Genomic DNA, 13,104 nt, shown 5'->3' with positions numbered 1-13,104 from the left:
TCCACTCGTCCATCGCTTCAGCGCAGCTGGCTGTCCTTGCTGCCGCGCCGGTTGTAACCCGAGTCGTACTGCTGGCGGCGGTCCCACTTGGCCTGGCACTCGATGCAAAGTCGCACCCCGGGCACCGCCTCTCGCCGCGCCTGCGGGATCGGCTCGTCACACTCCTCGCAGTGAGTGAGACTCGGGCCGCTGCGCGCCAGGCGCTGACGCGCGGCGCTCACACCGTCCTCGACGGTACTGTCGATCTGTTCCTGCACCGCGCCATCGCGCGCCCAACCGTTGGCCATCTCATCCTCCTCCCAGCGCACCTCGGCAGGTGCGGGCTGGAGTCGACTCCAAGCTATCCACAACCACGTCTCTACGGGTGAAGACGGGGGCGCCGGGCCCAGCTGGCAAGCCAGAGACCTGCGCCGTTCACGCTACGAGCCAGCGCCGCCCTCGGCGATCGCGCGGGCGATGGTCGGCGCCAGCGGCAGCCGTGGCACCAGGGTGAGCTGATAGGCGTGGTAGAGATCGGGCTTGCCGCTCCATACCTCGCTTGCCGGGCGATTGTGTCGATCGAGTTCATGCCACCAGCTGCCCCGGCGGCGATCGATGAAGTAGCGATCGATGTAGTCCCACAGCCGCCGGTACCAAACCTCGAAGGCACGATCACCGGTGCGCTTGAGTAGCGCACTGGCGGCGGCGCAGGCCTCGGCCGCGGTCCAGTGGAGGCGCTGGTGGACCACCGGCGTCTTGTCCCAGTCGTGGGTATAGATCAGCCCCGGCTCGCCATCCACCTGCCAGCCGTGCTCGAGCCCCGCATGGAACAGGCCGATGGCATCCTCCAGCAGCCAGCCGGGCGCCTGCTCGCCATGGCGCAGCAGTGCGGCCTCGAGATGCAGCAGCAGCCGTGACCACTCGCAGGCGTGCCCCGGAGTGACGCCGTAGGGGCGAAAGTCATCGGTCGGCTTGTCGCGATTGTAGTCGCGCCACTCCTGCCAGCCGGAATCGAAGTGCTCGACCAAAAGATAGTCGTTGGCACGCGCATGCTGGTGGATCAGATGGGTGACGATCGACAGCGCCCGATGGCGCCACTTGTCCTCATCGAGCACGTCGGCGAGCTGGAGGAAGAGCTCGGTGGCGTGCATATTGCTGTTGCCACCGCGATAGGCCTCCTGCTCGCTCCAGTCACGCGAATGGTTCTCGCGCAGCCGACCCTCTTCATCCGACCAGAAGCGTGTCTCGATCAACTCGAGCGCCTCGTCGAGCAGCGCCTGGGCGCCGTCGATGCCAGCCTGGACGGCACTCGAGGCGGCAAGCGCGACGAAGACGTGCACGTAGGCCTGCTTGGCATCGTCGCTGCCAGCCTCCGGCAGCTCGGCGTACCAGCCACCATACCGATGGTCACGCAGCTCACCGCTCAGCGCCGCTAACCCATGCGCGGCGAGCGGCGCCGCTCCGGGCTCGCCGCGCATCGATGCGAGCGCGAAACAGTGGGTCATCCGCGCGGTGATCACGGTGTCCGGACGCGCATCCATAGCCAGTTCGCCGTCTACGTCGAGCGGGGCGAAACCGCCCTGCTCGAGGCGCGCATTGCGATAGAACGCGAGCAGCCGCTGGCCTTCGTTCTCGAGCCAGCGATGGTGCGACGCCGCGTCGAGCCAACTGCCGCGCAGCGGGGTGACGAAATTCGATGCTGTGCTCATGCCGCCCAGGCCTCCTGCCGTTGAGATGCCCCTCCAGGGGCGGGGATGAAGTTCGTGCCGCGAAGCGATCGCTCGCGGCACGCTCGACCTGCCTCGACAGTATCAGGATTCGCTCGCCTCGCGCAGCGCCCCGGCGAGGAGGATGAAGAACGCAGCGTACAGTCGAAAAGACGACAGGCCCTCGCAGGCCTGTCGTCTTGTGCAGCGCTACATCCTATGTTCGAGCTTCCTGCCCGCTCCATCCGTGGCTTAAGCGTCCGTGCATACTGGATTGAGACCCCGATCCCGCTGATCGGTTCCCTCACCGTTCGAATCGACGAGCCCACTTAGTACGCCGGCCTCCGGACCGGAGCGGCAACGACCGAGGCGGTTGTCATCGCCGGGCATCCCGACGAGCGGATGGCGAAGCGGCATTGCGGTTGGTTCAACACTACCTAAGCTGGGTGAAGGGAAATTCATTGGACCCGCTCGTCGCGACCACATGCCCGTTGGCCCGGCCTGGAGATTTTCGATGGAAGCGCTGCTTCCCCCTTGGACGCTCCAAATCAGCTTCATCGTGTTCGGGATCGCCGCACTGCTGACGATCGCCGGTTGTATCCAACTGACCCTGGCCGGCCAAGTGCTGGCCAGCCGTACCGGCTGGGGCGATGCGCTATTCGGCTCGATCTTCTTCGGGCTCGCCACGTCTCTCTCGGGCATCGTGATCACCGTGGTCAGTGCGATCGATGACCAGCCCCAGCTCGCCTACAGCAACGCGGTCGGCGGTATCAGCGCGCAGACCATGGCGATCGCGATCGCTGACATCTTCTACCGCCGTGGCAATCTCGAACACGCCGCCGCGTCGCTGACCAACCTGCTGCTCGGCTGCCTGCTGATCGGCATGCTGTCGATCGCCCTGGTCGCTACTTTCACCCCGGACCTGCAACTGCTCGGCGTGCATCCCGCAAGCCTTGCCCTGCTGGCGTTCTATCTCGGTGGCCTGATGCTGATCAAGCGCAACGGCGAGGCGCCGATGTGGCGACCGGTACGCACTCCCACCACTCATCCGGAGTCGGACGCGGCCGGGCAGACCGACTGCCACGGTACGCCATGGCTATGGGCAGTGTTCCTGCTCTTGGCGCTGGGCGTTTCACTGGGCGGCTGGGCGGTCTCCAATGCCGGCCAGTCGATCGTCGAGGAGTCAGGGCTTCGCGCCGGCTTCGTCGGCGCGGTGATGATGGGGCTGATCAACGCCCTGCCGGAGACGGTGACCTCGGTGGTCGCGGTCAAGCGGGGGGCCACGGCCCTGGCGATTTCGATGATCATCGGCGGCAACAGCCTCGATGTGCTCAACCTGGCGATCGGCGATCTCGCCTACCGAGGCGGCTCGCTCTATCACGCCGCCGGCAACGATGAACTGCTGGTAACCACGCTGTCTTTGCTGATGACGGCGATGCTGCTCGCGGGACTGCTGATCCGGCAGGCGAAAGGCTGGGGCAGCATCGGCTTCGAGGGCGTACTGATGCTGTCGATCTATGCGCTGGGTGTGCTGATGCTCTACTTTTGATCCGCCCGGGACCGGCCGATGGCGCCCGGGCATGCGCCCCGCCTCAGGCGGGACGCTGGATGCCGTGCTTGCGCAGCTTGCGATAGAGCGTGTTGCGGCTCACCCCGACGCGCTCGGCGACCCGCGAGACCTGCCAGTGGTTCTGTTCGAGCAGCTCGAGCAGCGTGCGTCGCTCGGCGTTCTCCAGCACCCCCTCCTCCTGCGCCGGGACGAGAGCGGCGCGTCGTCCTCCTTCGCGCAGTTCGAGCGGCAGCTCGTCGAACGAGATCACCCCATCGTCATCGAGCGCGGCCAGAGTACGCAGCTGGTTGCGTAGCTGACGCACGTTGCCGGGCCAGGGATGGCGGAGCAGCGCGCGCCGGGCCTCGGCGTCCAGTTCGAGCGGCCGTCCGGCGGCGAACTCGGCGAGCAGACCATCGATGAGCGCCTCGCGGTCGGCGCGTTCGCGCAGCGGCGGCAGTCGAATGCTCAATCCGTTGAGTCGATAGAACAGATCCTCGCGGAAAGCGCCGGTCGCGACCCGCTCCCTCAGTTCATGCAGGCTGGCGGCGACGATGCGCACGTCGAGAGCACAGGGTTCGCCCCCCAGCGGGGTGACCTGACGCTCCTCCAGCACCCGCAGCAGCCGGGTCTGCAACCCCAAGGGCATGTCGCCGATCTCATCCAGGAACAAGGTGCCGCCGTTGGCTTCGAGCAGCTTGCCACGCATCCCTTCGCGCCGCGCCCCGGTGAAACTGCCGCCGCGATAGCCGAACAGCTCGCTCTCGATCAGCGCCTCGGGGATGGCAGCGCAGTTCAGCGCGACGAAAGGCGCATCCGCCCGCGACGCGCTCTGGTGCAGGGTACGCGCGAACGCCTCCTTGCCGGTGCCGGTCTCGCCCTGGAGCAGCAGCGGAATGTCGTGCTCGTAGACTCGCCTGGCCCGGGAGAGCTCGGCGAGCAGCGCGGGGTCTCGCCAATAGAGCCCAGGCACCGCGGGAGCTTCGAGCGACTCAGTGGTAACCGGTAGCCTCGCGGTCCTGGGCGGACGCCGTTCGATCCTTGGGCGAGCACCGCGGGCACGAATCAGCTTGAACGCGCGGCCATCGAGGTCATGGATCAGCAGCTCCTGGCCACTTTCGAGCTCGTCCTGCGCGCCGGTGCCGAAGCTGAAGATCGCCGTCAGCGACGCACCGAGCAGCCGCTCACGGCTGCGATGGAGCAGCTCGCAGGCCGTGCGGTTGATCGCCAGCACCCGTCCGTTGCCATCGAGGGCGATCAAGCCCTCGCAGTACATGCCGAGCAGCCCCGGCACCGTGCGAAAACGCAGCACCGTGTGCGCCTCGTACTGGCGCAGGAAGTAGCCATGCTCGAGCGCCCGCGCGGCGAAGGCGACCTGGGCGGTGACGTGGAACTGGCCATGGCGATGGACGTCACCACGCACCGAGGAGACGTCGAGCACCGCGAGCAGCGCATGATCGGGTGCGAATATCGGCGCCGCCGAACAGCTCAATATGGTATGCCTGACGCGGAAGTGTTCGTCACGGTGAATGGTCAGCGCCTGACGTTCGACCACACAGGTGCCGATACCATTGGTACCCTCCCATCCCTCGCTCCAGTCGGCCCCTTCGCAGAGCCCCGCAGCGATGAAATCGTCTCGATCACCATCGTGCACCGCGCTTTCCAGAATCACGCCATCGGCGTCGGTGATCAGGATCGCTTGGCCACGCTCGCCAAGGGTGCGTTCGAGCCCCGCTACCGCGTGACGGGAAAGCTCGAGCAGCGGTTCGAGGCGCTGGCGACGGCTGCGCAGTTGGTGGTATTCGAGCACTTGGGGCGGCAAGGGGCGGGAAGGATCGAGACGGTGCTCGGCGAGACAGCGATGCCATGAATGGGCGATCGCGGGATCGGTGCTGGAAGCAAGCAAAGCGTGGGGGTCCTGTCCCACCTCCCACACCTGACGCGCGTGGTGGGGCGTCGAGTCGTGCATCGTCCACTACCTCGGCTTAATCGGTGAAACGCTTGAATCGAGCCCGGTCGTTGCCAAACGAGGCAGGCATCGCCAGCGGCGTCGTTGATTTTCCCAGTAAATCGATCAAGTTTTCAAACAGCATGCTAGGGCGAGGCGATGAGGGCAATGTGACATTGGTCGGCACTGCCCCAGAGGTGTGACAAAGTGTCACACCTGCGTCACGTCGCAGGCACACCCTAGCGCCGATCGCACACGGCAAAAAAGGCATCAATTGACTGAAAATAAAAGAAAAAAAATTATTGGTCCAGGCTTTGCTCCTATCTCGGCGGAAATACCTTCATTCGCATTAAGGAGCGCACCATGCAATACGTTCACCCTGGCTCACCCGGTGCCATCGTCGACTTCGCCTCCCGCTACGGCAACTTCATCGGCGGCGAATTCGTCGCGCCGATCGAAGGGAAGTACTTCAGCAATTCTTCTCCGGTCACCGGCAACGATATCGCTGAGTTCCCGCGTTCCAGCGCCGCCGATATCGACCGCGCCCTCGATGCCGCTCACGCCGCGGCGCCGGCCTGGGGCAAGCTGTCGCCGCAGCAGCGCTCGCTGATACTGCTCGCGATCGCCGATCGGATGGAGCAGAATCTTGAGAAGCTCGCCGTCGCCGAAAGCTGGGACAACGGCAAACCGATCCGCGAGACGCTCAACGCCGATGTACCGCTGGCCGCCGATCACTTCCGCTATTTCGCAGGCGTCATTCGCGCCCAGGAGGGAAGCCTTGCGGAAATCGATGAGTACACCACCGCCTATCACTTCCACGAACCGCTCGGCGTGGTCGGCCAGATCATCCCTTGGAACTTCCCGCTGCTGATGGCGGCCTGGAAGCTCGCGCCGGCACTGGCCGCCGGCAACTGCGTGGTGCTCAAGCCCGCCGAGCAGACGCCGCTGTCGATCACTCTGTTCGCAGAGCTCGTCAACGACCTGCTCCCGGCCGGCACGCTGAACATCGTCCACGGCTTCGGCAGGGAAGCGGGCGAGGCGCTGGCGACCAGCAAGCGCATCGCCAAGATCGCCTTCACCGGCTCCACCCCAGTGGGTTCCCACATCCTCCACTGCGCGGCGGAGAACATCATCCCGAGCACCGTCGAACTCGGCGGCAAGTCGCCGAACATCTTCTTCGAAGACATCATGCAGGCCGAGGACAGCTTCATCGAAAAGGCCGCAGAAGGGCTGGTGCTCGGCTTCTTCAACCAGGGCGAGGTCTGCACCTGCCCCTCGCGCGCATTGATCCAATCCTCGATCTACGACGCCTTCATGCAGCGAGTGCTCGACAAGGTAGCCACGATCAAACGCGGTGATCCCCTCGACACCGAGACGATGGTCGGCGCACAGGCCTCGGAACAGCAGTTCGACAAGATCATGTCGTATCTCGAGATCGCACGCGGCGAAGGAGCGGAGCTGCTTTCGGGCGGACGCGCCGAACGGCTCGAAGGCAGTCTCTCCAAGGGCTATTACATCCAGCCGACGCTGCTCAAGGGCAGCAACAAGATGCGGGTGTTCCAGGAGGAGATCTTCGGCCCGGTGGTGGCGATCGCCACTTTCGAGGACGAGGCGGAAGCGCTCGCCATCGCCAACGATACCGAATTCGGTCTCGGCGCCGGGGTCTGGACTCGCGACATCAACCGCGCCTATCGCATGGGCCGGGCCATCCAGGCCGGGCGCGTGTGGACCAACTGCTATCATCTATATCCGGCCCATGCGGCCTTCGGCGGCTACAAGAAATCGGGGATCGGTCGCGAGACCCACAAGATGATCCTCGACCACTACCAGCAGACCAAGAATTTACTCGTGAGCTACGACCCCAAGCCGATAGGTCTATTTTGATCCGTCATCGAGCAAGCGAAGAGCCCCGAAGCAGAGAAACCTAGGAGAGAGTGCAATGGACAAGACGATGAAAGCCGCGGTAGTGCGCGAGTTCGGCCAACCGCTGGTGATCGAGGAGGTCGAGGTCCCGCGTCCCGGACCCGGTGAGCTGCTGGTCAAGATCGAGGCCTGCGGCGTCTGCCATACCGACCTTCATGCCGCCGAGGGTGATTGGCCGGTGAAACCCAACCCGCCGTTCATCCCCGGTCACGAAGGCGTCGGCAACGTCGTCGCGGTAGGCGCTGGTGTCAGCCACATCAAGGAAGGCGATCGCGTCGGCATCCCATGGCTCTACTCCGCCTGCGGCCACTGTGAACACTGCCTCGGCGGCTGGGAAACACTGTGCGAGAAGCAGCAAAACGGTGGCTATTCGGTCAACGGCGGCTTCGCCCAGTACGCGCTGGCCGACGCCAATTACGTCGGCCACCTGCCGGCCGGGTCGGACTTCATCGAGATCGCGCCGATTCTCTGCGCTGGGGTGACGGTCTACAAAGGCCTGAAGATGACCGAGACCAAACCCGGTCAGTGGGTGGCGATCTCGGGGATCGGCGGTCTCGGCCACGTCGCGGTGCAGTATGCCAAGGCGATGGGGCTCAACGTGATCGCGGTGGACGTCGACGACGCGAAGCTCGACCTGGCCAAGTCGCTTGGCGCCGATCTTACGGTCAACGCCCGGGTCACCGATCCGGCCAAGTTCGCCAAGAGCGAGATAGGCGGCGCTCACGGCGCGCTGGTCACCGCAGTCTCGCCGATCGCCTTCCAGCAGGCGATGGGGATCACCCGGCGTGGCGGCACCATCACCCTCAACGGGCTGCCCCCGGGCGAGTTCTCGCTATCGATCTTCGACATGGTGCTCAATGGCACCACCGTGCGCGGTTCGATCGTCGGCACTCGGCTCGATCTCCAGGAGGCGCTCGACTTCGCCGGTGAGGGCAAGGTCAAAGCCACCGTGGCGCCAGGCAAGCTCGAAGACATCAACGATATCTTCGCGAGCATGCACGAGGGCAAGATCAACGGGCGTATCGTGCTCGACCTGAACGCCTGATACACCTTGGCATCGGCCGATCCCGCTCCCATCTGGCGGGGATCGCTCATCGAGGCGGCCTGACGGTCGCCTCGCTCGTTGCAGGAACGCGCCTGCGACTTACGAGACCGAGAGCTGTTCGTCGGCCCATTGGTCGAGCAGCTCGAGCATCCGCTCGATCTCCTCGTCGCTTTCGGCCTCACTCAGAATCGCATCGAGACGTAACACCCACTGCTGCTCTTCGGACTGCTGCATATAGGCTCCTTACCACCCTTCCCGGGCTGGTCAATCGCTAAACCGCCGGCATCCTACCTCGATTGCGCTGTGGGAATTTTCCGAATTTATATCCATTCAGAATATACGGACTTACCACCCTCGCTCGTATCGTCAACAAAACGGCCAAAACGATCATCGGGCTATAAAGATCGTTCGACTCATACAAGCAAAGTAGACGAGCGAGAGCGCCATCACCGTCGCGATAATGGCGATACTCGATGACGCAAAGAAATGGCGAGGATCATCGAAAGCCACGATGAGCCACCCCGCCTTTGGCGGTCTCGACCGGACATGGTGGAATTTTCATTGGATGCGCCGCGCGGGCCGTGAACGGCCTGCGCGGCGATATCGGCCAGCTGCACCAGCCACGCGAGAAGAACTGGAAACAGGGCGAACTTACCCGACGCCAGAGAGCTATGAATTCTGCTGAGTCTCGAGCTCCTGCTTCAGCGTTTGGGCGTCCTGGCGATCCTCGAAACGCTCGATCTCGATATCTTCGTTGTCGCTGACTTCGACCAGCACCCAGCCCCCTTTTATCGCTCGAATCTCGTATTCACGCTGCATCGGTCACTCCCTCATCTGGCTTTTCCGGCCACAAACGGCTCTGGCCATATCCTTCACTGACTCTGCTCATAGGCGCGCAGATAGTTCACATCGTCTTGGAGCTCGCGCGACAGGTCATCGAAGCGTGTCATCAGCTCGGGCGCGACGCTCGACGTATCGACCGGTCGGGGCGAGTGTCGTTCGATCTGCTGCTGTTCGCTCGAGAGATGACGCACGGAGCGCCGAAAACGTTCGCAGACCGCTGTATCACCGCCTGAGGAGATCGCCGCGCGGCAGTTGCGTCCCAGATCGGCCGCTACCGAAAGCGGCGCGATCAGCGCCTGCACGTAGGCGGTGGGAGTCAGCTCCTGCGCTGCCAGCGGCGCGCAGACCACGAGCAGCAGCGCACCCATCGACCATCTGTTCATCGCTCACCCCCAGTGCCACGGTGTTGGCGAAGTATAGTCTGCCCTATCGCAGGCCGTGCCCAAGACTTTGGCGGGGTGGCTGGAGGTGACGGGCATGCGATAGGAAGGAGATCGATGGGTCCGGCGAGATGGCCAAAAAAGAGCCTGTCCCCACTGGCGCAGGGTCAAATTTCGGCAATACTGGAAGAGTAAGCTGCAGTGGATGCACAACGAGGAGGAAACGCCATGCGCGCGCCGAAGAAATGGCTGTCCGAAGAAGAGCTCCGTCAGCTTCGCCGACTGGCCACCGACAATCCGCTGCTGCGGGCGCTCGCCAAGCGCAAGAAGCGGCAAGCCGGCTGAAGGCCATATCACACGCGCCGCCCGAAGGCGGCGCGTCATTCGTCGCTCGATGGCGGCGAATCAATTGCCTACTTCGACCTCGACCGCCTTGAGTACCGCCTCCCCCGACTCCTCTCCATGGTCACGGCACATCTGAGTGTGGCTCGAGTACCCTTTCTCGCGTGCGGCTTGATTGAGGGCATCGCGTTCGTTTTCGGCCTCGACCAGCAAATCGACCGAGCGATCCTCACTGAAAACACGGTACGTGGTCATGCACGCTCCCATTCATCCATGGCGCGGCGATGTCGCCGTCGCCCAAGCATAGCGCCAAGACGCCACCGATGGCACGTCAACGAAGCTCGATCAGCGTGCGCTGGCGGGATTCATCCGAGCAGGGCATCGAGCGTCTCGGCGGGGCGGCAGATCCGGGCGCCTCGGTCGCAGACTACGATCGGCCGCTCGATCAGGATCGGGTGCGCCACCATCGCCTCGACAAGCGCTGCATCGTCGAGCGCGGGATCGTCCAATCCGAGCTCGCGATAGAGCGCCTCCTTGGTACGCAGCAGACCGCGTGCGGGAATCGCCAGGCGCTCGAGCAACGCTTCGATCTCGGCGTGGTCGAGCGGGGTTTTCAAATATTCGACGACTGCAGGCTCGATGCCTGCGGCGCGAAGCTTGTCGAGCACCTTGCGCGAGGTGCCGCAGCGGCCGTTGTAATAGAGGGTGACCTGCATTGCCGGGCTCCAGGTTGGTCGGAAACGAGACGGAGCAGCGTACCACGCTGGCGCGACCGATCGGGGCACCGCTTCTCCCCTGCGATGAAAGGCGCAGCCGCCCCTTGGGACTTCGCGATCGCCGCCGTGCCCGGCCTGGCACGGCGGCGAGACGCAGCGACGCTGGCTCAGAAACTCGCCCGCACCGCCATGATCAGGCTGCGAGGAGCGCCGGGATGGTTCTCGGTACGGCTGACGGGGGTCGCGATGTACTCCTCGTCGGTGAGGTTCTTCGCGGTCAGCGAGAGTTCGACGTGCTCGCTGAGCGGATAGCCGAGCGTGGCATCGAGGCGCTGATAGCCGTCCACCTGGTAGCTGTTGTCGAGATCCCCCTTGCGGCTTCCCACCGTAGTGATGCCGCCACCCAGGCTCAGCCCCGCCAGGCGCCCGCTCTGGAACTCGTAGGTGCTCCACAGGCTGCTGCTCCAGAGCGGCACGCCAGTCAGGCGATTGCCGACCTCGAGGGTCTCGTCCTCGGTGATCCGCGCATCGAGATAGGCAGCCGACGCAACGACCTCCCAGCCGGGAGTGAGCTGGCCAATGATGTCCAGCTCGACTCCGCGGACCCGCTGCTCGCCCGTTTGCAGCGAATAATCCGCATCGGGATTACGCGGATCGCTGGTGGCGACGTTCTGCTTGGTGATCTGGAACACCGAGGAGGTCAGCGAGAGCCGGTCGGCGATGAGATCGGCCTTGAGACCGAGCTCGAGCTGTTCGCCCTCCTCCGGGATCAGCGCAGCGCCATCCTGGGCCATGCCGCTCTGCGGGCTGAAACTCTGCGAAAAGCTCGCGTACAGCGAAAGCGGCGTGATGGGCTGGTAGACGATGCCCAGCCTGCCGGTCATCGAGCCATCGTCGATGTCCGGATCGCTCGAGCCGGCGCGCTGCTCCATGGTCTGCCTGACCTGGTCATAGCGCAGCCCAGCGAGCAGTTTCCATTGCGAGGAGAGATCGATCTGGTCCTGGGCGAAGATGGAGTAGAGCTCGATATCCTCGGTGTAGTCGGAGTTCAGGCTCGCCGCAGGCCGCACCGCGCCATAGACCGGGGTGTATATGTCGATCGGATCGATGTTGGCCCGGTAGGACAGAAAGTCCATCCGCGACTTCGCATATTCGACCCCGCCGAGCAGGCGATGGGTCATGCCCGCGACGTCGAAGGTCGCGATCCCTTCGAACTGGGCCACCAGGTTGGTCGAGTCCTCGGTGCGGTCGGTGTAGCGCCGGTTGAGCGTCCTGCCGTCGTCTTCGAGACCGCGAAAATCGATCCCCGTGTCGCGCACCTTCGCGTCGTCATAGCGAACGGTACCGCGCAGGGTGAGCCAGTCGTTGGCGAGATGCTCGGCACCGAAGGAGAAACGCGTCTTGCGCGCCTCGACTCGCGACCATGACTCGGCCAGGAACCGGTCCCTGGGCAGGCTCACCGCATTGTCGGCGGTAACGATCAGGCCACGGTCGAAGGGCGTCTCCTGCTCGGTATGGTCGATGCCGAAGGTGAAGGTCGTCGCCTCGCTGGCAGTCCATCGCAACGCGAGGCTGGCCAGCTGGCGCTCGCTTCGCGCCGCGGCCGACCCGCGAAAACCATCCTCGCGCTGTGTCGCCCCGGTGAGCCTGCCGGTCAGCTCGCCGCCGGCGTCGATCGGGCCGCTGATCGAACCCTGCGCACGGCGAAAATCCTCGCTGCCCGCCTGAACGGTGGCGTCTCCTTCGAAGGTATCGGAGGGACGACGGGTGACGATGTTGATCAGCCCCCCGGGCTGGGCACGACCATAGAGCGCAGAGGCCGGTCCTTTCAGCACTTCGACGCGCTCGACATTGGCCATGTCGAGGAAGGTCTCGGGCCGGTCGCCAACGGGATTGAGCATCACACCGTCGATAGCGTAGCCGGGGGCGTCGAACCCTCTGATCCGGAACGACTCGGCACGGTTACCCGAAGTGGAAGCCTGCTGGACGCTCGAGACCGACTCCACCGCCTCGGAGAGCTGGATGACCTGCCGGTCCTCGATCAGCTCCCTGGGGATCACCTGGATCGACTGCGGTATGTCGCGTAGCGCGGTATTGGTCTTGGTCGCGGTGGCGCTGGAGACTGCGCGGTAGCCGTCGACTGGCGCCCACTCGCTCGGCAGCCTCGACCCGACCACGGTCAGCGTCGACAGTGCGGCGTTCTCCTCCGTCACGGGCCTGCGCGAAAGCGTCACCGTGTCACCGTCGAAACGATGCCAGGCCAGGCCGGTTCCTGAGAGCAGGCGATCGAGCGCCTCGCCGGGCGTCATCACGCCGTCCACCGGCGCGGCGGAAACGCCGGCGACGAGGCCTGCGTCGGCGCTGACTTGCAAACCGGCCTGGCGACCGAATGCGGCAAGCGCATCGCTCAAAGGCTGGGCGGGAATCGAAAAGCTCAGCCGCGCCTCAGAGGCCTGAAGCGCGGAGGTGTCCCTGCTCGACGCAGGCGCCCCCGGCGCCTGAGCGAAAGCGTCCGCGGTGACCATCGCCGCCGCCAGCGAACCGGCCGTCATGGCGCTGGTGGTCATCCAACGTGTAAAACCGCGCGGTGTCTTGAACCGTGCGCAGAGCGAATGCTCCGATGGCTTCATGGCCGTTCCTCGAAAAAATCAGTCCATCTCAAATGACATAAAA

Annotated in this window: 12 protein-coding genes; 3 read left to right on the top strand and 9 right to left on the bottom strand. The window is 64.5% G+C overall.

The genetic code is table 11. The features are described 5' to 3' along the window. Positions 1-17 precede the first annotated feature (17 nt). Positions 18-287 (bottom strand): DksA/TraR family C4-type zinc finger protein, encoded by a 270-nt coding sequence (locus Q376_RS0118890; protein WP_027351618.1) that lies wholly within the window; start codon positions 285-287, stop codon positions 18-20. Positions 288-419: 132 nt separating this feature from the next. Continuing rightward, positions 420-1,688: a D-mannose isomerase gene (locus Q376_RS0118885; protein ID WP_052365532.1), complete on the bottom strand. Its 1,269-nt coding sequence runs from the start codon at positions 1,686-1,688 to the stop codon at positions 420-422. Positions 1,689-2,199: 511 nt separating this feature from the next. Between Q376_RS0118885 and Q376_RS0118880 the strand changes: the two genes are divergently transcribed. Next, a complete protein-coding gene (locus Q376_RS0118880) occupies positions 2,200-3,234 on the top strand; it encodes a sodium:calcium antiporter (RefSeq protein WP_027351616.1) in 1,035 nt (344 codons plus the stop codon). A 43-nt stretch (positions 3,235-3,277) separates the two neighbouring features. On the opposite strand, the gene Q376_RS0118875 is transcribed toward Q376_RS0118880, so the two are convergent. Continuing rightward, the gene (locus Q376_RS0118875; protein ID WP_027351615.1) at positions 3,278-5,203 is read right to left on the bottom strand and encodes a sigma-54-dependent Fis family transcriptional regulator; all 1,926 of its coding nucleotides are present in this window, start codon (positions 5,201-5,203) and stop codon (positions 3,278-3,280) included. Positions 5,204-5,545: 342 nt separating this feature from the next. On the opposite strand from Q376_RS0118875, the gene exaC reads away from it, so the two are divergent. Both exaC and adhP read left to right on the top strand, forming a co-directional pair. Then, positions 5,546-7,066 (top strand): acetaldehyde dehydrogenase ExaC, encoded by a 1,521-nt coding sequence (gene exaC / locus Q376_RS0118870; protein WP_027351614.1) that lies wholly within the window; start codon positions 5,546-5,548, stop codon positions 7,064-7,066. A gap of 55 nt (positions 7,067-7,121) precedes the next feature. After that, entirely contained in the window at positions 7,122-8,150 is a 1,029-nt protein-coding gene (adhP, locus tag Q376_RS0118865) for an alcohol dehydrogenase AdhP (RefSeq protein ID WP_027351613.1), read from the top strand. A gap of 99 nt (positions 8,151-8,249) precedes the next feature. On the opposite strand, the gene Q376_RS25565 is transcribed toward adhP, so the two are convergent. The 6 genes from Q376_RS25565 to Q376_RS23530 all read right to left on the bottom strand — a co-directional run bounded on the left by Q376_RS25565 (position 8,250) and on the right by Q376_RS23530 (position 13,061). Next, the gene (locus Q376_RS25565) at positions 8,250-8,384 is read right to left on the bottom strand and encodes a hypothetical protein (protein ID WP_263281385.1); all 135 of its coding nucleotides are present in this window, start codon (positions 8,382-8,384) and stop codon (positions 8,250-8,252) included. 435 nt (positions 8,385-8,819) lie between these two features. After that, positions 8,820-8,969, bottom strand: a complete 150-nt coding sequence (locus tag Q376_RS25000; protein ID WP_155834411.1) for a hypothetical protein — start codon at positions 8,967-8,969, stop codon at positions 8,820-8,822. Positions 8,970-9,022: 53 nt separating this feature from the next. Continuing rightward, positions 9,023-9,376, bottom strand: a complete 354-nt coding sequence (locus tag Q376_RS0118850; RefSeq protein ID WP_155834410.1) for a hypothetical protein — start codon at positions 9,374-9,376, stop codon at positions 9,023-9,025. Between the two features lie 402 nt (positions 9,377-9,778). Beyond that, positions 9,779-9,970, bottom strand: coding sequence for a hypothetical protein (locus Q376_RS0118840; protein ID WP_027351611.1), 192 nt, complete (start codon positions 9,968-9,970; stop codon positions 9,779-9,781). Positions 9,971-10,080: 110 nt separating this feature from the next. Further along, positions 10,081-10,431 carry an arsenate reductase (glutaredoxin) gene (gene arsC / locus Q376_RS0118835; protein WP_027351610.1) on the bottom strand — a complete coding sequence of 117 codons (351 nt, stop codon included), beginning with the start codon at positions 10,429-10,431 and terminating at the stop codon, positions 10,081-10,083. Between the two features lie 167 nt (positions 10,432-10,598). Next, entirely contained in the window at positions 10,599-13,061 is a 2,463-nt protein-coding gene (locus Q376_RS23530; RefSeq protein ID WP_052365531.1) for a TonB-dependent siderophore receptor, read from the bottom strand. Between the last annotated feature and the right edge of the window lie 43 nt (positions 13,062-13,104).

The sequence above is a fragment of the Halotalea alkalilenta DSM 17697 genome, from assembly GCF_000621205.1.
In the GTDB taxonomy this organism is placed as follows: Bacteria; Pseudomonadota; Gammaproteobacteria; order Pseudomonadales; family Halomonadaceae; genus Halotalea; species Halotalea alkalilenta.
This window is presented reverse-complemented; position numbering and strand designations above follow the sequence as displayed.